Source organism: Candidatus Accumulibacter phosphatis, assembly GCF_000024165.1.
Classification (GTDB): domain Bacteria; phylum Pseudomonadota; class Gammaproteobacteria; order Burkholderiales; family Rhodocyclaceae; genus Accumulibacter; species Accumulibacter phosphatis.
The window spans coordinates 1,370,471-1,390,496 of record NC_013194.1; the positions used below are offsets into that span (position 1 = coordinate 1,370,471).

The 20,026-nt window shown below is 64.2% G+C and carries 20 protein-coding genes and 1 tRNA gene; 19 read left to right on the forward strand and 2 right to left on the reverse strand.

Annotated elements, in window-relative coordinates:
* The first annotated feature begins 90 nt into the window (after window positions 1-90).
* Complete coding sequence (locus tag CAP2UW1_RS05960; protein WP_015765762.1) at window positions 91-438, forward strand: hypothetical protein; 348 nt, start codon at window positions 91-93, stop codon at window positions 436-438.
* A 239-nt stretch (window positions 439-677) separates the two neighbouring features.
* On the opposite strand, the gene CAP2UW1_RS05965 is transcribed toward CAP2UW1_RS05960, so the two are convergent.
* Window positions 678-4,928 (reverse strand): NACHT domain-containing protein, encoded by a 4,251-nt coding sequence (locus CAP2UW1_RS05965; RefSeq protein ID WP_015765763.1) that lies wholly within the window; start codon window positions 4,926-4,928, stop codon window positions 678-680.
* A gap of 616 nt (window positions 4,929-5,544) precedes the next feature.
* Here CAP2UW1_RS05965 and CAP2UW1_RS25985 point away from each other — a divergent pair.
* From CAP2UW1_RS25985 to ureG, 8 genes are read left to right on the forward strand one after another with little or no spacing between them, the layout of a single operon-like run.
* On the forward strand, window positions 5,545-5,760 hold the full coding sequence (locus tag CAP2UW1_RS25985) for a hypothetical protein (RefSeq protein ID WP_041567726.1): 216 nt from the start codon (window positions 5,545-5,547) through the stop codon (window positions 5,758-5,760).
* A gap of 8 nt (window positions 5,761-5,768) precedes the next feature.
* On the forward strand, window positions 5,769-6,635 hold the full coding sequence (locus CAP2UW1_RS05975; RefSeq protein WP_015765765.1) for an urease accessory protein UreD: 867 nt from the start codon (window positions 5,769-5,771) through the stop codon (window positions 6,633-6,635).
* An 18-nt stretch (window positions 6,636-6,653) separates the two neighbouring features.
* Window positions 6,654-6,956, forward strand: a complete 303-nt coding sequence (locus tag CAP2UW1_RS05980) for an urease subunit gamma (RefSeq protein WP_015765766.1) — start codon at window positions 6,654-6,656, stop codon at window positions 6,954-6,956.
* An 11-nt stretch (window positions 6,957-6,967) separates the two neighbouring features.
* Window positions 6,968-7,276: an urease subunit beta gene (locus CAP2UW1_RS05985; RefSeq protein WP_015765767.1), complete on the forward strand. Its 309-nt coding sequence runs from the start codon at window positions 6,968-6,970 to the stop codon at window positions 7,274-7,276.
* Window positions 7,273-8,988 carry an urease subunit alpha gene (gene ureC, locus CAP2UW1_RS05990; RefSeq protein WP_015765768.1) on the forward strand — a complete coding sequence of 572 codons (1,716 nt, stop codon included), beginning with the start codon at window positions 7,273-7,275 and terminating at the stop codon, window positions 8,986-8,988. The genes CAP2UW1_RS05985 and ureC overlap by 4 nt, the downstream gene beginning before the upstream one ends.
* 7 nt (window positions 8,989-8,995) lie before the next feature.
* A complete protein-coding gene (gene ureE, locus CAP2UW1_RS05995; RefSeq protein WP_015765769.1) occupies window positions 8,996-9,547 on the forward strand; it encodes an urease accessory protein UreE in 552 nt (183 codons plus the stop codon).
* On the forward strand, window positions 9,544-10,215 hold the full coding sequence (locus CAP2UW1_RS06000) for an urease accessory protein UreF (protein WP_015765770.1): 672 nt from the start codon (window positions 9,544-9,546) through the stop codon (window positions 10,213-10,215). The genes ureE and CAP2UW1_RS06000 overlap by 4 nt, the downstream gene beginning before the upstream one ends.
* Window positions 10,212-10,874, forward strand: coding sequence for an urease accessory protein UreG (gene ureG, locus CAP2UW1_RS06005; RefSeq protein WP_015765771.1), 663 nt, complete (start codon window positions 10,212-10,214; stop codon window positions 10,872-10,874). Before CAP2UW1_RS06000 ends, ureG begins: the two co-directional genes overlap by 4 nt.
* Here ureG and CAP2UW1_RS06010 read toward each other — a convergent pair.
* Entirely contained in the window at window positions 10,839-11,240 is a 402-nt protein-coding gene (locus CAP2UW1_RS06010; protein WP_015765772.1) for a hypothetical protein, read from the reverse strand. The two genes, ureG and CAP2UW1_RS06010, sit on opposite strands and share 36 nt — an antisense overlap.
* A 351-nt stretch (window positions 11,241-11,591) precedes the next feature.
* Here CAP2UW1_RS06010 and CAP2UW1_RS06015 point away from each other — a divergent pair, with 351 nt between their 5' ends.
* The 10 genes from CAP2UW1_RS06015 to CAP2UW1_RS06060 all read left to right on the forward strand — a co-directional run bounded on the left by CAP2UW1_RS06015 (window position 11,592) and on the right by CAP2UW1_RS06060 (window position 19,870).
* On the forward strand, window positions 11,592-12,149 hold the full coding sequence (locus CAP2UW1_RS06015; RefSeq protein ID WP_015765773.1) for a bifunctional pyr operon transcriptional regulator/uracil phosphoribosyltransferase PyrR: 558 nt from the start codon (window positions 11,592-11,594) through the stop codon (window positions 12,147-12,149).
* 304 nt (window positions 12,150-12,453) lie between these two features.
* On the forward strand, window positions 12,454-14,370 hold the full coding sequence (thrS, locus tag CAP2UW1_RS06020) for a threonine--tRNA ligase (protein WP_015765774.1): 1,917 nt from the start codon (window positions 12,454-12,456) through the stop codon (window positions 14,368-14,370).
* Window positions 14,367-14,918 carry a translation initiation factor IF-3 gene (infC, locus tag CAP2UW1_RS06025; protein WP_015765775.1) on the forward strand — a complete coding sequence of 184 codons (552 nt, stop codon included), beginning with the start codon at window positions 14,367-14,369 and terminating at the stop codon, window positions 14,916-14,918. The genes thrS and infC overlap by 4 nt, the downstream gene beginning before the upstream one ends.
* 99 nt (window positions 14,919-15,017) lie before the next feature.
* Window positions 15,018-15,215, forward strand: a complete 198-nt coding sequence (gene rpmI / locus CAP2UW1_RS06030) for a 50S ribosomal protein L35 (RefSeq protein WP_015765776.1) — start codon at window positions 15,018-15,020, stop codon at window positions 15,213-15,215.
* Between the two features lie 11 nt (window positions 15,216-15,226).
* Window positions 15,227-15,586 carry a 50S ribosomal protein L20 gene (gene rplT / locus CAP2UW1_RS06035; RefSeq protein ID WP_015765777.1) on the forward strand — a complete coding sequence of 120 codons (360 nt, stop codon included), beginning with the start codon at window positions 15,227-15,229 and terminating at the stop codon, window positions 15,584-15,586.
* 50 nt (window positions 15,587-15,636) lie between these two features.
* Window positions 15,637-16,683: a phenylalanine--tRNA ligase subunit alpha gene (gene pheS, locus CAP2UW1_RS06040; protein ID WP_015765778.1), complete on the forward strand. Its 1,047-nt coding sequence runs from the start codon at window positions 15,637-15,639 to the stop codon at window positions 16,681-16,683.
* 28 nt (window positions 16,684-16,711) lie between these two features.
* A complete protein-coding gene (gene pheT, locus CAP2UW1_RS06045; protein ID WP_015765779.1) occupies window positions 16,712-19,087 on the forward strand; it encodes a phenylalanine--tRNA ligase subunit beta in 2,376 nt (791 codons plus the stop codon).
* Window positions 19,088-19,099: 12 nt separating this feature from the next.
* Window positions 19,100-19,402, forward strand: coding sequence for an integration host factor subunit alpha (locus CAP2UW1_RS06050; protein ID WP_015765780.1), 303 nt, complete (start codon window positions 19,100-19,102; stop codon window positions 19,400-19,402).
* Complete coding sequence (locus tag CAP2UW1_RS06055; RefSeq protein WP_015765781.1) at window positions 19,386-19,757, forward strand: MerR family transcriptional regulator; 372 nt, start codon at window positions 19,386-19,388, stop codon at window positions 19,755-19,757. The genes CAP2UW1_RS06050 and CAP2UW1_RS06055 overlap by 17 nt, the downstream gene beginning before the upstream one ends.
* A gap of 36 nt (window positions 19,758-19,793) precedes the next feature.
* Window positions 19,794-19,870, forward strand: a tRNA-Pro gene (locus CAP2UW1_RS06060).
* Window positions 19,871-20,026: the final 156 nt, after the last annotated feature.

Here is a 20,026-nt window from a genome sequence, read left to right on the forward strand (position 1 = left end):
CCTCTCCGACGATGGCACACGCCCTGCCAGCAGCCCGCAGCCAGACCCCAGACCCCAGACCCCAGACCCCGTTTTCCCGCGGAGCGATCAATGAAAGAAACACTCGAAATCAAATCCCCCTGGACGATGGTCCCGATGGAATACATCGACCTTTGCATTGCCGAGATCAGGAATGCTCTGCCACCCGATCACCCGCTGCAGGAGCATGCGCTCTACCCCGGAATCAAGTGGGAGCGGCGGCCGATCTTCATCGTCGATGACGACACCACCGGCGGGTGGATCCGCATGGACTTCGAGCACAAGAAACGCTGGCGGAAGACGAAGTTCAAGGTGCCGGCGATGCAGGTGTTCAAGGCCCACTCCGAACTCGCGGCGATGATCGAAAGCGACCATCTCGCCGAACTGGCCAGCTATCGCGCCGTTGCCACTGGAGAATGAGGCGCCTCCGCGGCGCTTCGGCTCGCCCGGCCGGCGCGCAATCCGCTGAAGCGGCAACGCATGTCCTGAACCCTTGCGGGCCAGCCCCTCACCTTGCGGTGGGGGTGCCGAAGCTTGCCGGCGCCGGCGGAAGACAAGGCCAGCCGGCCGCTCGCCCTTGGGTGGCGAGGCAGGCGGAGCGGTTGCAAAGTTGTTGAGTTGGTGAACTCGCCGCAGGACAAGACCGCCGGTCCCTCGCGCTACGGCGCCGGGTGGGCGATGTCCAGAACCATCGCGACGATTCGACAGCTATCGCTCGACAACCGGGTTGCCTGCCGTTCAAGCTCTGACAGGAGCGCGGCCGAGCTTTCAGCATGGCGCAGGCACGCTCGCTTTTTCGGCCCCTCCAGCCAGAAGTCGCAGCCGAACCAGCCGACCAGATAGATGCCATGCGCGGTGTCGAGCGCTTCAAGATAGCGTTCCTTCAACTGGTTTTCCATCGCGCTCATCAGGTCTTCGTTCCAGCAGCCCTTGGTCTCGATGATCAGTACGAGAGGAGAGCCGTCGGCCGCCCGAGTCTCGACCTTGAGGTCGGTGCGCTCGCCGATCCCGCTTTCCCGTAGATTCCTCACCTGTACCTCGCGATCGATGACCGAACCGGGGAGATCACGTCGCAGATGATGCAGCACGAAATCCGACAGCCGGTCCTCGCCCTTCGGCCTTCCGGAGCGTTGGTCCCGTTCCACGTTCCATAGGAAAGGCGCCAGTGGCGTGTCTCCCTGCAGCAGTCTCTGTAGCCGCGCGAGCGAGGCCAGGACCGCGTTGGTCAGTTCCGCGCAGTTGCGTACGAGATGTGCGTCGGTTCGTTCGAGGAACTGCAGCAGCATTGATGGGCGGATTGGACACCAATTCCTTTCGCGCAGGGCCGAGCGGGCAGAGAGCAGGCTTTCTACCAACCCGTGCTGTCCGGGAAATCGATCGCACAAGCTCTGCAGGACGGCGACCGACTGAACCGTCGCCGCTGCCGAGAGCTGTCCGACACAGCCGTCGCGCAGGCGGGCGACGTGATCGCGGCTGGTGGGGGAATAGACCTGCATGCTTGGGCGTACGGGATCGGTGGCCGCCGGGAAGCGCTCCTCGAGCCAGAGATACAGATCACCCAACTGCGACTCGTGCAGCGCGGCAAGCCAGTGGTATCGACCTGCCAGCTTGCTCCAGAGAGCTTCTCCGTACGCGGGATCCTGCTGGCTCCTCGCCCACAGCGGCGGCCAGGCCGCACTCGGTGCATGCTCCATCAGCATTTCGGCGAGTTCGAGAGAACGACCTGTCTCCGCGGCTCCCGAGTCGACCGCTGCCGCGAACTCGGTCAAGGCCAGACTGACCGCGGTCGCATCTTGCCGGTTGAGCAGCACTTTCAGGAAAGCCTTGCGCTGGTCCGGGTCGGTCAGCCGCTGCAGGTAGGCATGGACCATTGCCGCTGCCTGCGGTGACCAGACTGCCTGCAGGTCACCGAGGCCGGTGAAGTGGCGACTTTCCACGGCAACTTCCTTGTCGAGTTGCTGGCCGATTTCGGCAAGCACGCGATCCGGAAACCTCTCGCTGGCTATCCTGAGCAGCCTACCCCGGACAGGGGCGCTGGGTTCAAAGGGATACGACAAGATGGAGGGAAGCCACGCCGACCATCGCTCTTCCGTGGCTGCACCAAGCCAGCCGGCCCGTTCATGTCCCAGCAGCGCGAGGGCAAGGTGGGTGGCGATGTCTGAATAGGAAATCTCTCCGTCGGGCAAGCCGATCCCCAGCTCGGAAAGCGAAATGGCCGTCGCCCACGACTGGGCGCAATCGAGGATTCTCATTCGCTGCGCCGGGTTGGCGCGCTCCCAGCCAGGCGTCTTAAGAATGGGCGTAAACGGCAAAACGGGGTATCCCGCAGCGCCGTCTTTCAGGCTCAGTTCCTGCCATAACCGCATCCAGACCCCGGTATCGCCGCACGCATGGTCGTCGAGGGCGTTCTGCACCCGCTCTGCCGGTGGAGGGTCCAGCCGACGCTCGCCCTGCGATCTCCTCTGCTCGAACTCAAGTTGACGCGCGTGCGCTTCCCGGGCGTCCCTTTCGGCGTCCGTGCCGAGCCAGATCGGCTCGACTAAGGGAGCGACGGCATCAGCAAGCGGAGAGAAAGAATGGGGAGCATCCCGGCAGGCCGCTTCAAACAGCCGGTTCGTCCAGTCGTTGTCGGCATTCGGTGAAAACACCCTCCGCAGGCAGGAGGCCAGACGCGTCTTCTGCTGCTCATCGGCGGTCGCTTCGTATTGATCCAGCAGCCAGGGCAGGTCTTCGGGGAGCAGCAGGGGATTCTCCGCGTAGACGAGCGGCACGAGTTGCTCTGCCGGGTCGTTGACCAGAGGAAGGATGGCGAGCACCAGCCTCCTGCGCTTCCCGGCGTCGAACGCAAAGGGGTGCGCACCGTCAGCCGTTTCGCTACGGCGGGTGAACAGCTTCTCGTAACGCTGCAGACACCGCCATGCGACCGGTGCGAAGGCCCGGCAAATGGCGGGGTCGTCCAAACACTGCCAGGCTCTGGCGACGATGGCGTTTGCCAGGTCGTCATGACCGAAATCGAAAGGTGAGCGCTCGCTCGCCTCCAGCCAATCCAGCGCGACAAGGAGGTCGGACGGGCCGAAACGATCGACGAGTTTCCCCGGAGAATAGCGGTAGGGGCCCAGGCATTGCCAATCGCCGTCTCTGCCGAAACCGTCGAACAGTTCCCGCGTATCGACATGATGCGGCCACAAACGGGTCAGGAGGAGCGACCGCAATTCCTGGTTCGTCGCGGAGGTTCCGATCGCCAGCGAACGCAGGCGAGCCAGGACCGCGCAATCGCCCAGTTCGGCCGCCAGCTTCGCAGCCGCGTAGCGAATGCGCGGCGCTTCGTCGTCATCGAGCGCGAGCTTGGCCGCCAGCTCCGCCAGTTCGTCTGCCCGACAGGCGGAGGCGATCTGCAGAGCGGCGGCACGCACGTCTTCGGGCAAACTGCGGTCTGGCAGCCAGCGCCGCAACCGTTCGCTGAGGCCGGCATGCGCCAGCTTGCGGAAATGAGGACGCGTTTCCCGATCCCACAAATTCACCTCATTGCGCCGGAAGGCTTGCAGCAGTTCATCGAGCAGCCTCGCCTTGCGCGGCGCATCGAGCGCCCCGAGATCGCCGCGCAGCAGCAGCGCCGGCTCGGTCGCCACGAGGATGTCGAACAGCGCGGGCGAGAGGCTCGCCAACCAGGCCGTCAGTTCCGACAGTCGCGGCGGTAGGCGCGGGTCGCCGCCGCCGCGCAACAATGCGAGCAGTCGTTCGGGGTCTGCCACGCGCTCGGCAAGATAGTCGGCGGTCAGGTACTCGGCCCAGCTCTGGTGCCCGAAGCCCAATCGCTGATGGCCGCGGGTGGTAAATAGGGCGGTGTTCAGCACCTCCTTCAGCGCCTGGTCATCGACCCGGACACGCAGCCTGCCGGCGCGTTCGTTCTCGCCGAGGATCTCTGCGGGCGACAGGTCATCCGGCGCCACTTCCAGTGCTTGTCCCAGCCATACCGACTGCCTGTTTCCCAACAGCAGCATGGCGGCGATACGCCCGGCTATTGCCAGGCGCTGGTCGGTGCTCAAGCGACCTCGGAAAGCGGCCTGAAGTCGACTCTGAGATAGTTCGTCCGCCAGCAGGCGGCAGCCCTGGCGAAAGATCTCCTGTTTCGTGGCCGGCAGGCAATCGTTCTGCTTCTGGATTTTCAACAGCATGCGCAGCGTGTTGGGCAAGGCGGCGAAGGTCGCGATCTCCAGGTCATGAACCTGCTGCAGGAAACCTGCCGGATCGATCTGGTAATCGCGCGCCGCGTTTTCGACGTCGCGCCGGCACAGCGGCACGAGTTCGTAGACACGGGGGGCCGCGCCGGCCTCGTTCGCTGCAGTCTGGCACTGCTCGTCTGCTTGCCGTTCGACATCGGCGTTCTCGCGGGGCCATAGCGCACCGAGTTCATCGGCAAGACCGTATGGCCATTCGGCCGTGCGACAACTCAAACGCAGGAGCAACCTGTCCCGCGGCAATTCCCTGAGCGCTCGCAGCAGCAGGCGGGCGGCGTTGGGAATGATCAGGAGGCACTCGTCGAGACCATCGAGGAACAGGTAGAGCCTGTGCGCTCCCTGTCGCCAGTGCAGCACGCTTGGCGAGTCGAATGCGGCGGGCACCAGATCGGCCGAGCTGTACTCATTGAGCCGCAGAGAGTGGACGGCCTGACCGGCTGCCGCGAGTGCGTCCGCCTCGTCCTGCATCAGCGTGGATTTTCCCGCGCCGGGCTCGCCAAGCAGCATCAAGAGCGGAATGGCACGCAAGGCTTCCAGCCGGCGCAACTCCGGATTGTAGTGGCGGCCGAACTCGCACTCCGGATCGGGCAGGAAACCATCCACGTCGAGGTTCAAGTTGGCGCCCATAGGCAGCCAGTAGCGCTGCCAGCGATGGTGAATGTTTGTGCTCATGGGCCCGCCATCCGGGCTGGCGAGACAGGCAGCGTCCCGTCGTTGGTCGATGAGCCAGGGTGCCGACGGCTGCGCATGGTCATTGAGCTGTCCTTGCGGTGAGTTACACATGATCGGCGTATTGACGAGCAGCGACAAGGTTACTCGAAGGGATTACGGGAAGCTCTTCTGCGCCAGGAATGCCGGATCCCCTGCAGGATTCGTCGCTCATCCGGGCCGTCGATCTGGCACCCGAGCGCTGGCACTCGAGCGTTCGCGAAGAACCGACGCGCGCGTCCGGCGCGCCCGCTTCATATCTTCCTGTTTGATCTTAGCGGCACGTCGGGCCGGTGTCCATCGCGGCGGCCGGCGTGGCCGCCGTGTGACAGCCGCTGCGGCAAGCGGGTTCTTGGGCAGAGAAAGCTGTCGCCGGCTATCGACGCCGGCGAGCGGCGCGGCTGGCGCGAAACATCGCCGCTCCCGAAGCCTGCGCTTCGAAGACGCGCTCGCCTGGCGGGCTCCGCAGCCGCATTTCGCCTGCACACGGCTGGCCGATGCTAAAGTGCCGTCCTTGCGATGTCACTGCCCAAGCCATGCCGAAGCTCGCCTTACGCGATGTGCCTGCCGATCTGCCCCGGTGCTCGAAGCCGGCGACGCCGGCCCGCCGCCGTTCGTTCGAACGGCACCATGGCAGGAGAAACCCGCGCTCCACGAAGATCCTTTCGCTCTGCCCGAACATCTCTTCGGCGAGATCATGAGCGGCCGTCTGCTCTCCCCGGCGCGGCCGGCCCCACGGCTGGCGCGCGCACTGTCGTCGCTCGGCTCGGCGCGCGCGCGGCGGTGGGCGGATTGAGCGAGAGCTTGCGGCTGGCGTCCGGCGCCGTGCGGGCGATCGAGGAAGCGGCACGGCCGGGCTGGCCGGGACGCCTGACGCTCGGTTTCGAGCGGCGCGGCGAGCGGACGCTGCTGGCCCGCTGCGAACACTTCGGGCCGCTGCGCGTGCAGAAGGCGCTGTACCCGGAGGGGCCGGCGGTCTGCCAGGCGATCGTCCTGCATCCGCCGGGCGGCATCGCCGGCGGCGACAGTCTGGAAGTCGTGCTGACCGCGGCGGCGGGGGCGCATGCGCAGTTGACGACACCGGGTGCCGGCAAGTGGTATCGTTCCGGCGGCCGGCGCGCGCGGCAGTCCTTGCATGTGCGCGTCGACGAGCAGGCCATCGTCGAGTGGCTGCCGCAGGAAACGATCGTTTTCGACGGCGCCGAGGCCGAGCTGGAGACGCGGGTCGAACTGGCCGCCGGGGCGTTGTACTGTGGCTGGGACATTCTCTGCCTGGGGCGGACCGCCTGCGGCGAGCGTTACACTCACGGTGGGCTCGATCTGGCGACGCGCATCGAGCAGGCCGGGCGGCCGCTGTGGATCGAGCGGGGCGGTCTGCGTGGCGGTTCGCCGTGGCTGGCCGCGACGGCCGGCCTCGGCGGCCTGCCGGTGAGCGGGACGCTGCTGCTCGCCGGCCGCCCGGTCGAGCCGGAATGGCTGGCGGCGTGCCGCGCCGTGCCGCTCGCCGCCGGCTTGCGGGCCGGCGTCACGGCGCTGCCCGGCGTGCTGGTGGCGCGCTGCCTTGGGCCGGCCGCCGAACCGGCAAGGGCGTGGCTGGTCGAAGTCTGGCAGCGCCTGCGGCCGCTGGCGCTGGCCCGGGTGGCCGTGCCGCCACGCCTCTGGAGTACCTGATTCTGCTGAAAGGGAGCAATGGAACTGACACCGAGAGAGAAGGACAAGCTGCTGGTCTTTACCGCCGCGCTGCTCGCCGAACGGCGGCGTGCGCGCGGTCTCAAGCTCAACTACCCGGAAGCCGTCGCCCTGATCAGCGCGGCCATCGTCGAAGGCGCCCGCGATGGCCGGACGGTAGCCGAACTGATGAGTTACGGCACGACGCTGCTTGCCCGCGACGACGTCATGGAAGGCGTGCCGGAAATGATCCACGACATTCAGGTGGAAGCGACGTTTCCCGACGGCACCAAGCTGGTCACCGTCCATCACCCGATCATCTGAGGAGGCGAGCCATGATTCCCGGAGAAATACTTGTCCAGCCCGGCGAGATCGAGCTCAACGCTGGTCGCGAGACGATCGGGCTCGTCGTCGCCAACACCGGCGACCGACCGATCCAGGTCGGATCGCACTACCACTTCGCCGAGACCAACGCCGCGCTGTCCTTCGATCGAGCGGCGGCGCGCGGCTTCCGGCTCGACATCGCCGCCGGTACGGCGGTGCGTTTCGAGCCCGGGCAGACGCGCAGCGTGCAACTCGTCGCGCTCGCCGGCGATCGCCGGGTTTACGGTTTCACTGCCGCTGTCATGGGAGCCCTCGAATGAGCGTCCGCATCTCGCGCCAGGCCTATGCCGAAATGTTCGGGCCAACCGTCGGCGACCGCGTCCGCCTCGCCGACACCGATCTGTGGATCGAGGTCGAGCGGGATCTCACCGTTTATGGCGACGAGGTCAAGTTCGGCGGCGGCAAGGTGATCCGCGACGGCATGGGGCAGGGCCAGAAGGTCGCCGCGGAAGTCGCCGACACGGTGATCACCAATGCGCTGATCGTCGACCACTGGGGTATCGTCAAGGCCGACATCGCCATCAAGGGCGGCCACATCGCTGCCATCGGCAAGGCCGGCAATCCGGACATTCAGCCGGGCGTGACGATCGCCATCGGCGGCGCCACCGAGATCATCGCCGGCGAAGGGATGATCGTCACCGCCGGCGGCATCGACAGCCATATCCACTTCATCTGCCCGCAGCAGATCGACGAGGCGCTGATGTCGGGCGTGACGACGATGCTGGGTGGTGGCACCGGCCCGGCGACCGGCACCTACGCAACCACCTGTACTCCCGGACCCTGGCACATCCACCGCATGCTCGAAGCCGCCGAGGCGTTTCCGATGAACCTCGGCTTCCTCGGCAAGGGCAACGTGTCGCTTCCTGAACCCTTGCGCGAGCAAGTGCGCGCCGGAGCCATCGGCCTCAAGCTGCACGAGGACTGGGGAACGACGCCGGCGGCGATCGACAACTGCCTGGCGGTGGCCGACGCGATGGACGTGCAGGTGGCGATCCACACCGACACGCTCAACGAATCGGGCTTCGTCGAAACGACGCTTGCCGCCTTCAAGGGGCGAACGATCCACACCTTCCATACCGAGGGTGCCGGCGGCGGCCACGCACCGGACATCCTGCGCGCCGTCGGCGAGACCAACGTCCTGCCCTCGTCGACCAACCCGACGCGGCCCTACACGGTGAATACCGTCGACGAACACCTCGACATGCTGATGGTCTGTCACCACCTCGACCCGGCGATCGCCGAGGACGTCGCTTTCGCCGAAAGCCGCATCCGGCGCGAGACGATCGCCGCCGAGGACATCCTGCACGACCTCGGCGCGCTGTCGATGATGTCGTCCGACTCGCAGGCGATGGGCCGCGTCGGCGAAGTGATCATCCGCACCTGGCAGACGGCGCACAAGATGAAGGCGAAGCGTGGCCACCTGCCCGCCGCAGCGGGTGATCCGGCGAGCGCGCATGACAACTTCCGCGTCAAGCGTTACCTCGCCAAGTACACGATCAACCCGGCGATCACGCATGGCATCAGCCATCTCGTCGGTTCGATCGAAGTCGGCAAGCTCGCCGATCTGGTGCTCTGGAAGCCCGCTTTCTTCGGCGTCAAGCCGTCGTTGATTGTCAAGGGCGGGATGATCGCCGCGGCGGCGATGGGCGACCCCAATGCGTCGATTCCGACGCCACAGCCAGTGCACTACCGGCCGATGTTCGGCGCCTTCGGGCGGGCGCTGCGAACTTCGGTGACCTTCGTCTCACAGGCGGCACTCGCCAATCCCGAGGTGGCGGCGCTGCAGTTGAGCAAGCCGCTGGTCGCCGTTCGCGGGACGCGCGGGATTGGCAAACCCGATATGGTGCATAACTACGCGACGCCGAAGATCGACGTCGACCCCGAAACCTATGTCGTCCGCGCCGACGGCGAACTCCTGGTCTGCGAACCGGCGAGCGTGCTGCCGATGGCGCAACGTTACTTTCTCTTCTGAGGGGCGGATGCTTTTTGCCGAATCGTTTGCCGCAGCCGGGGCCCCGGCCAGCGACCGCCTGGTATTGCCTTACGACGCTCGTCGCAAGAGCCGGCAGCGCGTGATGCTGGCGAGCGGCGAGGAGTTGGGCTACGTTTTTCCTGCCGGCACCGTCCTGCGCCACGGCGATCGCCTGCTGACCGGCAGCGGGCGTGTTGTCGCGGTCGAAGCCGCTCCGGAAGAACTGCTCGAAGTCCGCGCCGCTGACAGCCTGCAACTGACCCGCGCCGCCTATCATCTCGGCAACCGGCACGTTCCCGTGCAACTGGCCGAGGGCTGCCTGCGCTTTCAGCCGGATCATGTTCTGGCCGAAATGCTGATCGGGCTCGGCTGTCTGGTGGAGGCGGTGCAGGCGGCTTTCGATCCCGAGGGCGGTGCCTATGGCAGCCATGCCCACGCTGCTGGAGGAGGGCACGCCTACCGGCCGTCGCGCGAAGCGACGGCCGCCTCGCCACGCGCTGCGCACGACCCCGGGCATGGCGCGCATCGCTCGCCGGCGAAGATCCACGAGTTCAAGTGAATCTTGCCCTGCCTCGCCTCCTGCAACTCGCCAGCCCGGCCCTCCCGGTTGGCGCCTACACGTACTCGCAAGGCCTCGAGTGGGCGGTCGAGGCCGGTCTGGTACACGATCAGGCGACTGGCGAGCAATGGATCGCTGGGCTGCTGGAGCACGCCGTCGGCCGCTTCGAAGCACCGTTGGCGGCCTGTCTGCAGCGCGCCTGGGCGGCTGGCCAGACGGCTGAGGTCGAGCGGCTGAATGCCGACTTCCTGGCCAGTCGCGAGTCGTCCGAGTTGCGCGCCGAGACGGTGCAAATGGGCTATTCGCTGCGCCGCCTGCTGCACGATCTCGAGGACTTTCCGGTGCCGCCTACGCTCGATGCCATGCCTGAAGTGGCTTTCCCAACCGCTTGGGCACTCGCCAGCGCGGTCTGGGAGATACCGACGGTGGACTCGCTGACCGCCTATCTCTGGTCCTGGTGCGAAAACCAGGTCATGGCCGCGCTCAAGAGCGTACCCCTCGGGCAGGCAGCCGGGCAGCGTCTGCTGTTGGCGCTCGGTGGCCGCATTCCAGTGCTGGCGGAGCAGGCGATCGAACTTCCCGAAGCGGCATGGAGTAACTTCGCTCCCGGTCTCGCGCTGGCGTCGAGCAGCCACGAAACACAGTATTCGAGACTCTTCCGATCATGAAAGACCACGACGCGCCCATCACCCGGCGACCCGCGCTGCGTATCGGCATCGGCGGGCCGGTCGGCTCAGGCAAGACCGCGCTCACTCTCGCCCTGTGCCTCGCCCTGCGTGATCGGTACAGCCTCGGTGTGGTGACCAACGACATCTACACGGCCGAAGACGCGCGCTTCCTCGTCCAGCATGCGGCGCTGCCGCAGCAGCGCATTCTCGGCGTCGAAACCGGTGGTTGCCCGCACACCGCGATCCGCGAGGACGCCTCGATCAACCTCGAAGCCGTGGACCGGCTGACGACGACCTTCCCCGACATCGAGATCGTTCTCGTCGAATCGGGTGGCGACAACCTGGCGGCGACCTTCAGCCCCGAACTCTCCGACCTGACGATCTACGTCATCGACGTCGCTGCCGGCGACAAGATACCGCGCAAGGGCGGGCCGGGGATTACCCGCTCCGACCTGTTGGTGATCAACAAGATCGATCTGGCGCCGCTGGTCGGTGCCTCGCTCGAGGTGATGGAGCGCGATAGCCGTCGCATGCGTGGCGAGCGGCCGTTTGTCTTCAGCAACATGAAGACCGGGCAGGGGTTGCCGGAGATCATTTCTTTCATCGTGGCGAACGGTCTCTTCTCAGCCGTCATTCGTCCCGTAGGTGCTCGGGGCTGATGGGACACCACCCGGGGCGCCACGGTAATCGCTCGGCGGGCGGTAGTCGCTAGGCGGGCGGTAATCGTTCGAATGCCGGTAGTCGTTACGGTCGCGGCTACGTTCCTTGCTGTCCCGCTTGGCTTCTTTCCTGCCGCGGTCATATCCTTCTCGGTAGTCTCGAGAGTTGTAGTTCTGGTTGAAACTCGCCCGTTCGCCATCGCGATAGCCGCGCTCGTACGCCGAGTTGCGGTCGGATGACGGGTAGCGGTCGTACGAGTAATCGTCGTAGCGATGGTCGTACGACGAGTTGGAGTCGCAGCCTGCCATGGCGAGCAGGGCACCAAGGCCGGCTATGACGGACAAGCGCTTGACGTGGATGGACATGGGGCATTCCTCCTGGATTGAACGGTATCTGCCGCCACGGAGCGTTCGCCGGCGCGGCGACGGCTCGGCGCCTGTGCGCGGTCCCTATTCCGGTAACGGCAGCGCGCAGATCATCGGTCAGTGGTCGGGTCGTGGGCAGCATAAACCATTTTGCTCAGCCTGTGGACGTCGTTCCATCGATGGCGGGTGTCCGCACGACACCCAGCCCCGACCCTGTGCTCAGCCCTCGCGGGAGAGCCTGCGCTTGCCCGAGGGTGAAGACCACACCGCGACAGGACCGCCTGTACGCGATCGTCGCGGCGTTCTGCCGCGGCACGCGACGGCAGCCGGTTTTTTGTGCATAATCGGCCGATGAACGGGAACGCGCGCTCTTGTCTTTACGACGAACGACAACTGGATGTGGTGCTCGACGGTATGGCCAGACGCTTGACGGGTCTGCTCGGTGGCAACGCCGATATCGTCCTGGTTGGTGTTCTCCGGCGCGGTGTGCCGCTGGCATCGCGGCTGGCCGAACGGCTGGACAAGCTGGGAGTTCGCTCTGCCTGGCGGCTGGACCTCGAGGTGAAGCGCTACGGCGACGACCTTGCACTGCTGTATCCGGAAACGCGCCTGACCGAGCGGCAGGTGCCGGCCGGCGTAGCCCTGGCGGAGAAGACGGTGGTGGTGGTAGACGATGTCCTTTACCGGGGCCATTCGCTCCTGCGGGTCGTGCAGTTCCTGGCGGCGCGGGGCGCGGGGCTGATCCGCAGCGTCGTTCTTGTCGACCGCGGCGTCAGCCTGCTGCCGATTCATGCCGACGTTACGGGAATTCGTCTCGACGTCGCTCCGGGCTCGATCATCGAAGTCCATGTGCCGCCATACGAGGCGGATTTCTGCGTGGAACTGGTCCAGCCGGGCCGCCAGGAGTGACGGTCTGCCGTAGCGAAGGGCCAATCCCCGTCAGTTGCGAGCTCTGGCGCCTTGGGTGCCGGCCCGTCACTGTGCTAGAATGCTGATTTTGCTGGTGAGCTTGTCGCGCTGCCGCCATGTCTCCGTGGCTTCCGGCGTCGCCAGTCGTTGGCGCGAACGTCCGGTCCCGTGGGTTCCGGCGGTCTGACCCAGGAAGGGCACGGCGAGATCGCCGCGGGGCCGGCCTTGGGCGACCAGCGCGCGTGTCGGACACCTTCAAGCCAGAGCAGACCTCTGGCTTTTCCATTTCTTCTGAGGTTGCCCTATGCCGATTGTCACACTGCCTGACGGTTCTCAACGGGAGTTCGCGCAGCCGGTCACCGTGGCCGAGGTGGCGCAAAGCATTGGCGCCGGTCTGGCGCGCGCGGCCCTCGCCGGCAAGATTGATGGTCGTCTGGTCGATACCTCCTTCCGCATCGATACCGACGTGCATCTGGGCATCATCACCGAGAAGGACCCCGAAGGTCTCGAAGTGATCCGGCACTCGACCGCGCACCTGATGGCTTACGCGGTCAAGGAACTCTTCCCGGCGGCGCAGGTGACGATTGGCCCGGTGATCGAAAACGGCTTCTACTATGACTTTGCCTGCGAGCGCCCGTTTACGCTCGAGGATCTGGCGGCGATCGAAAAGCGGATGACCGAACTCGCCCGCCGCGATCTGCTCGTGCAGCGGGAAGTTTGGCAGCGCGATGAGGCCATCGCTTTCTTCAAGTCGATCGGCGAGCACTACAAGGCCGAGTTGATCGATGCCATTCCGCCCGGCCAGGAAGTGTCGCTCTATCGCGAGGGTGATTTCGTCGACCTCTGTCGCGGCCCGCACGTACCGTCGACAGGCAAACTGAAGGTGTTCAAGCTGATGAAGCTGGCGGGTGCCTACTGGCGCGGCGATCATCGCAACGAGCAGCTGCAGCGGATCTACGGTACCGCCTGGACTCGGAAGGAAGATCAGGACGCCTACCTGCACCTGCTCGAGGAGGCGGAAAAGCGCGACCATCGCAAGCTGGGGCGGCAACTGGATCTGTTCCACCTGCAGGACGAGGCACCGGGAATGGTCTTCTGGCACGCCAAAGGGTGGACGATCTGGCAGGAAGTTGAGCAGTACATGCGTCGTCTGCTTGGCGAGAACGGTTATTGTGAAGTCAAGACGCCGATGATCATGGACCGCACGTTGTGGGAGCGCTCGGGCCATTGGCAGAACTATGCCGAGCACATGTTCACCACGGCGTCCGAGAACCGCGACTACGCGATCAAGCCGATGAATTGTCCCGGCCACATCCAGATCTTCAATCAGGGTTTGCGCAGCTATCGGGACCTGCCGTTGCGGCTGGCCGAGTTCGGCTCGTGTCATCGTAACGAGCCTTCCGGCGCTCTGCACGGCATCATGCGTGTACGCGCTTTCGTGCAGGATGACGCCCACATTTTCTGTACAGAAGCGCAGGTTCTGCCGGAAACGGCGGCCTTCATCGATCTTCTGGAAAAGATCTATGCCGATTTCGGGTTCACCGACATCCTCGTCAAGCTGTCGACACGCCCGGACAAACGCATCGGTTCCGATGCGGTGTGGGACAGGGCGGAAGCGGCTCTTGCCGAGGCGCTGGCTGCCAAGGGCCTGGCCTACGATCTGCAACCGGGAGAGGGCGCCTTTTACGGTCCGAAGATCGAGTTTTCACTCAAGGACTGTCTCGGGCGGGTCTGGCAGTGCGGCACCTTGCAGCTTGATTTCGCCTTGCCGGAACGCCTCGACGCGCACTATGTCGGCGAAGACAACGACCGCCACGTTCCCGTCATGCTGCACCGGGCGATCCTCGGTTCGCTCGAGCGTTTCATCGGTATTCTCATCGAACACTATGCTGGCGCCATGCCTTTGTGGCTGTCGCCGATGCAGGTCGTGGTACTGAATATCTCCGAGAAACAAGGCGACTATGCCGAACAGGTGGCGGCGACGCTTCGCCGCGCCGGCCTGCGCGCCGAAGCGGATTTGCGCAACGAAAAAATTACCCGTAAAATTCGGGAACATAGCTTGAACAAGCTGCCCTATCAGGTCGTCGTTGGCGACAAGGAAGTGGCAGCCAATCTGGTGGCCGTGCGCACACGCGGTGGGCAGGATCTGGGGCAAATGTCGCTCGAGTCCCTGATCCGGCAACTTCTCGAGGAAGTTGCGTCGCGTAGTGGCACGGCTTGACTTTTGTCGAAACAAGGAGTGGACCCATCGCACTGCAAAAGGCGCAACGCGTTAACCAAGAGATCAACGCACCGGAAGTTCGTCTCGTCGGGGAGGAAGGCGAGCAACTGGGAGTCATGAGTGTCAGGGCAGCGTTGTCGCTGGCCGAGGAAGCAGGCCTTGACCTCGTCGAGATTGCCCCGATGGCGCAACCGCCGGTCTGTCGCATCGTCGATTTCGGCAAGTTCAAGTACCAGGAACAGAAGCGTCAGCACGAGGCCAAGCTCAAGCAGAAGCAGGTGCAGGTGAAGGAAGTCAAGTTCCGTCCCGGTACCGACGAGAATGACTACCAGATCAAGCTGCGCAACATGACGCGCTTTCTCGAAGAAGAAGACAAGGTCAAGGTAACTCTGCGCTTCCGCGGTCGGGAAATGGCCCACCAGGATATCGGCATGCGTCAGATCGAGCGGATACGGGCCGACTTGCAGGAGATGGCGGTCGTCGAGCAGATGCCCAAGATGGAGGGCCGCCAGATGGTCATGGTGCTGACGCCGAGCAAGAAGAAGTAGCACTCGTTTCAACCTTCAGCAGCAAAAACAAGTGGTGCCGGGTCGAAAGTGCTCCCGTCGGGAGACACCTGGCAGCATGTTTATAAACAGGAGCATTCCATGCCCAAAATGAAGACCAAGTCGGGAGCGAAGAAGCGCTTCACGATCAGTCCCGGCGGCCGCATCAAGCGCTCGCATGCGTTCAAGCGACACATTCTTACCAAGAAGGACACGAAGACCAAGCGCCAGCTGCGCGGGGTGACCGAGGTGCATGCCTCTGACAAGGCCATGGTTCGTGCCATGCTGCCGTACGCGTGAGGAGATAAGAGATGCCCCGAGTCAAACGTGGTGTAACGGCGCACGCGCGTCACAAGAAGATTCTCGCCCTCGCCAAGGGTTACCGCGGTCGCCGCAACAATGTCTATCGCGTCGCCAAGCAGGCGGTGATGAAGGCAGGCCAGTACGCGTATCGCGACCGTCGCCAAAGGAAGCGTCAGTTCCGCAGTCTCTGGATTGCCCGCATCAATGCGGCGGCTCGTGAGTTGGGGATGAAATACAGCACCTTCATGAACGGTCTGAAGAAGGCGCAGGTCGAGGTCGATCGCAAGGTGCTGGCCGACCTCGCGGTCTTCGACAAGCCGGCTTTTGCGGTTCTCGCCCAGCAGGCCAAGGCTCAGCTCGACGGCTAGCTCGACCGATCTCGGGAAAGGAGGCGCGAGCCTCCTTTTTTCGGTAAACCATGCAAAATTTCGACCAAATCATCCAGGACGCGTTGCTCGCCTTCGCGGCGACCGACGACCCTGACGCGCTTGAGCAGATCAAGGCTTCCTTCCTTGGCAAGAACGGCCAGATTCCCGGATTGCTCAAGGGACTGGCGAAACTGCCGCCGGACGAGCGCAAGCTCGTTGGCGCAGCAATAAATCGCGTCAAGGAGGCGGTCGAGTCGGCGCTGCATGCCCGCCGCGAGTCGCTCCGCCAGATGGCGCTCGCAGCTCGACTGGCCGAGGAGGCGCTGGATGTGACCCTGCCGGGCCGTGGCGAGGCGCGTGGCGGACTGCACCCGGTGACGCGAACCTTGGAGCGTATGGAAGGGCTGTTCCGGTCAATCGGCTTCGAGGTTGCCGATGGACCGGAGATCGAGGCCGACTTCCAGAATTTCACGGCACTCAACACACCGGAGGATCATCCGGCGCGCTCGATGCACGATACCTTCTATCTGCAGGACGAGAATGGCGGAGTGGCGCCGGGGATCCTGCTGCGTACGCATACCAGCCCGATCCAGGTGCGCTACATGCAGGCGCACGTCGCCCGGTATGCCGGCGCGGAGACCATGCCCGAGATCCGCGTGATCGCTCCGGGACGCGTCTATCGTGTGGACTCGGATGCGACGCATTCACCGATGTTTCATCAGGTCGAGGGCCTCTGGGTTGGTGAGCAGGTGAGCTTCGCCGACCTCAAGGGGGTGATCGGCGACTTTCTGCGCCGTTTCTTCGAGAGCGACGATCTGCAGGTGCGCTTCCGCCCGTCGTTCTTCCCCTTTACCGAGCCGTCTGCCGAAATCGACATGGCCTTCATGAGCGGTGCCCTCAAGGGGCGCTGGCTGGAAATCGCCGGCTGCGGCATGGTCCATCCGAACGTCCTGCGCCACGTCAATATCGATCCCGAGAAGTACATTGGGTTTGCCTTCGGCATGGGCCCCGATCGTTTGACGATGCTTCGCTATGGCATCAATGACCTGCGCCTGTTCTACGATGGCGACCTGCGCTTCCTGGGGCAGTTTGTCTGACGGTGTCTTCTCCTGAACTCTGGCGCCCATGAAATTCTCTGAATCCTGGCTTCGCAGCTTCGTTGACCCCGCCTGCGCGGGAGATGAATTCTCGCACCTGTTGACCATGGCCGGCCTCGAAGTCGAGGAGGAGGTGACGGTGGCTCCGCACTTCGGCGGGGTCGTCGTCGCCGAGGTACTCGAGGTCGGCAAGCACCCGGATGCCGATCGCCTCCATGTCTGCCGCGTCGATGTCGGCTCCGGGGAACCGCTGCAGATCGTCTGCGGCGCGCCGAACGCTGCCGCCGGGATCAAGGTGCCGTGTGCATTGCCCGGCGCTGAACTGCCCGGCGGACTGACCATCAAGGTCAGCAAGGTGCGCGGCGTCGAGTCTTTCGGCATGCTTTGTTCGGCGCGGGAGCTCGGCATTACCGACGACGCGACAGGCCTGCTGGTACTGGCGGTCGACGCGCCGGTTGGCGATGACATCCGCCGCTACCTTGATCTCGACGATCGCCTGCTGACGCTCAAGCTGACGCCGAACCGCGCCGACTGTCTGTCGCTGGAAGGCATCGCGCGTGAAGTGGCGGCGCTCACGGGTGCACCAGCACGCTTTGCCGCAGTCGAGGCAGTCGCCGCAACGATCAGCGCGTCCCGCGTCGTCGTTCTTGATGCTCCCCAGGCGTGCCCCCTGTACTGTGGACGGATCATTGCCGGCGTCGACGCCGGCGCGATGACGCCCGGGTGGATGCGGCGGCGCCTCGAACGTAGCGGCATTCGTCCGATTTCGGCACTTGTCGACATCACCAACTACGTGATGCTCGAACTCGGCCAACCGCTGCATGCCTTTGACAATGCCCGGCTCACCGGAGCCATTCACGTGCGAATGGCGCGCAATAGAGAATCGATCGTGCTGCTCAACGAGCAGACACTCGAATTGCAGGAAGACGTTCTCCTGATTGCCGATGAGCGGCGTCCCGTGGCGATGGGCGGGATCATGGGTGGTGCGGACACCGGTATCACATCGGTGACCACTGAAGTGTTCCTCGAGTCGGCGTTCTTCGCGCCGAAGGCCATTGCCGGTCGCGCCCGTCGGTACAATTTTGTCTCCGATGCTTCACATCGCTTCGAGCGCGGTGTCGATTTCGGCGGCACGCGGCGCGCGCTGGAACGTGCCACGCGGCTGATCATCGACATCTGCGGTGGCCAGGCGGGTCCGCTCAGTGAAGCATTGGCGACCCTACCCGAACGTTCGCCGGTGCGCCTGCGGCCGGCGCGTGTGGTCAGGGTTCTGGGCATGGCTGTCTCGACCGAGCGCATCGCTGAACTGCTTTCCCGTCTGGGTCTGCCGTTCACCCGGAACGGCGAGGACTTCATCGTCACGCCGCCGACCTCTCGCTTCGACATCGAGATCGAGGAAGACCTGATCGAAGAGATAGCGCGGCTGCATGGTTACGAGAACATTCCCGCTCCGGTCCCGCGGGCCTTGATGTCAATGTTGCCGCAAACCGAAGCGGTCCGGCCCTGCCAGCGAATCAGACAGATTCTGGCTGACTGCGGATATCAGGAGGTGGTGAACTTCGCTTTCGTCGAAGAAGCGTGGGAAGCCGATTTTGCCGGTAACGCCAAGGTGATTCGCCTTGCCAACCCGATCGCCAGCCACTTGAGCGTCATGCGCTCGACGTTGATCGGCGGTCTCGTGGCCAATGTGGCGACCAACCTCAGGCGGCGGCAGAACCGCGTTCGAGTCTTCGAGACAGGTCGCTGCTTTTCTCGTGATCCGCTGGGCGGCCCGGTCGCCGGCTTTCGACAGCCCTGGAAGCTGAGCGCGCTGGCTTATGGGAGTGCGCTGCCTGAGCAGTGGGGGTCAGCGCTGCGCAACGTAGACTTCTTCGACGCCAAGGGCGATCTGGAGCGCCTGCTCGCGCCACTCGCGGCACGTTTCGAGAAGACGGCGCATCCTGCCCTGCATCCCGGTCGGAGTGCCGCGGTGGTGGTCGATGGCAGAACGATTGGCTTTGTTGGTGAGTTGCACCCACGCTGGCAGCAGAAGTACGAATTGCCACTGGTGCCGGTTCTCTTCGAACTCGATCTCGACGCGTTGACGGTGATCCCTCTGCCGCGATACGCGGAGGTTTCCCGTCAACCACTAGTCATACGGGATATCGCGATCGTCGTCGATCAGGCTCTGGAATTGCAGCAACTGGACGATGGTTTGAGGCGCAATTCCCCGGCAATCGTAAGGAATATCAAGCTGTTCGACGTCTATGCCGGTAGCGGCGTCGAGGCCGGCAAGAAAAGCCTTGCCTTCCGCATAGTGATGCAAGATACTCAAAAAACGTTGCTCGAAGCCGACGTTGACGCCGCGATGCAGCAGCTGACGGCCTATCTCAGCGAGGCATTCGCGGCGCGGCTTCGCGTCTGAGAAGGGAGAGGAATGACGCTTACCAAAGCAGAACTCGCGGACTTGCTTTTTGAAAAGGTCGGCCTCAACAAGCGTGAAGCCAAGGATATGGTAGAGGCTTTTTTCGAAGAGATCCGGAATGCACTGGAACGTGGCGACGGTGTCAAGCTCTCGGGGTTCGGCAATTTCCAGTTGCGCGACAAGCCGCAGCGGCCGGGCCGGAATCCAAAAACCGGCGAGGAAATCCCGATCACGGCGCGACGAGTGGTCACTTTTCACGCCAGCCAGAAACTGAAGGGCGAGGTGGAGCACGCTTATGATGGAAGCGAGTCCTAGGGACACGGGCAATGAGCCTTTGCCGGCCATTCCCGCCAAGCGTTACTTCACGATTGGCGAAGTCAGCGAACTCTGTGGCGTCAAACCGCATGTGCTGCGCTATTGGGAGCAGGAATTCTCCCAACTCAGACCGGTCAAACGCCGCGGGAACCGGCGCTATTACCAGCACCACGAGGTGCTGTTGGTTCGCCGCATTCGCGAGCTTCTCTATAGTCAGGGCTTCACGATCAGCGGCGCGCGCAATCGCCTCGACGAGGCTGTGCTCCAAGAAGAGGCCGACGCCAGTTCGTCCGGGCTGACGCCGGAAATACTGCGTGCCGAGTTGTTGAGCATTGCAGAAATGCTTCGGGTTTGAGCCGTCGCAGTGTTTGCTTTATAATTATCAATTCGTCGGGGCGTGGCGCAGCCTGGTAGCGCACTTGCATGGGGTGCAAGGGGTCCCGAGTTCGAATCCCGGCGCCCCGACCAATGGACCAGAGAAAAGAGCCAACGCTGTCAGGTTGGCTCTTTTCTTGTGTGTTCAGCGGCGCCGAGTTCATTGGCGCTTCGACCGAGTCGTCTTCAGTGGTGTATCGTGTAGTGTAGATTGTCTGCCGTTCACCAATGAATCGCTCGATGGAGAAA

Coding starts and splice junctions, on each gene's coding strand:
- ureE (WP_015765769.1), top strand. CDS start 8,996: ATGCTTTTTGCCGAATCGTTTGCCGCAGCCGGGGCCCCGGCCAGCGAC.
- CAP2UW1_RS06010 (WP_015765772.1), bottom strand. CDS start 11,240: ATGTCCATCCACGTCAAGCGCTTGTCCGTCATAGCCGGCCTTGGTGCC.
- rplT (WP_015765777.1), top strand. CDS start 15,227: ATGCCCCGAGTCAAACGTGGTGTAACGGCGCACGCGCGTCACAAGAAG.
- CAP2UW1_RS05980 (WP_015765766.1), top strand. CDS start 6,654: ATGGAACTGACACCGAGAGAGAAGGACAAGCTGCTGGTCTTTACCGCC.
- CAP2UW1_RS05965 (WP_015765763.1), bottom strand. CDS start 4,928: ATGAGCACAAACATTCACCATCGCTGGCAGCGCTACTGGCTGCCTATG.
- CAP2UW1_RS05960 (WP_015765762.1), top strand. CDS start 91: ATGAAAGAAACACTCGAAATCAAATCCCCCTGGACGATGGTCCCGATG.
- thrS (WP_015765774.1), top strand. CDS start 12,454: ATGCCGATTGTCACACTGCCTGACGGTTCTCAACGGGAGTTCGCGCAG.
- pheS (WP_015765778.1), top strand. CDS start 15,637: ATGCAAAATTTCGACCAAATCATCCAGGACGCGTTGCTCGCCTTCGCG.
- CAP2UW1_RS05985 (WP_015765767.1), top strand. CDS start 6,968: ATGATTCCCGGAGAAATACTTGTCCAGCCCGGCGAGATCGAGCTCAAC.
- CAP2UW1_RS06015 (WP_015765773.1), top strand. CDS start 11,592: ATGAACGGGAACGCGCGCTCTTGTCTTTACGACGAACGACAACTGGAT.
- pheT (WP_015765779.1), top strand. CDS start 16,712: ATGAAATTCTCTGAATCCTGGCTTCGCAGCTTCGTTGACCCCGCCTGC.
- ureC (WP_015765768.1), top strand. CDS start 7,273: ATGAGCGTCCGCATCTCGCGCCAGGCCTATGCCGAAATGTTCGGGCCA.
- rpmI (WP_015765776.1), top strand. CDS start 15,018: ATGCCCAAAATGAAGACCAAGTCGGGAGCGAAGAAGCGCTTCACGATC.
- ureG (WP_015765771.1), top strand. CDS start 10,212: ATGAAAGACCACGACGCGCCCATCACCCGGCGACCCGCGCTGCGTATC.
- CAP2UW1_RS06055 (WP_015765781.1), top strand. CDS start 19,386: ATGGAAGCGAGTCCTAGGGACACGGGCAATGAGCCTTTGCCGGCCATT.
- CAP2UW1_RS06050 (WP_015765780.1), top strand. CDS start 19,100: ATGACGCTTACCAAAGCAGAACTCGCGGACTTGCTTTTTGAAAAGGTC.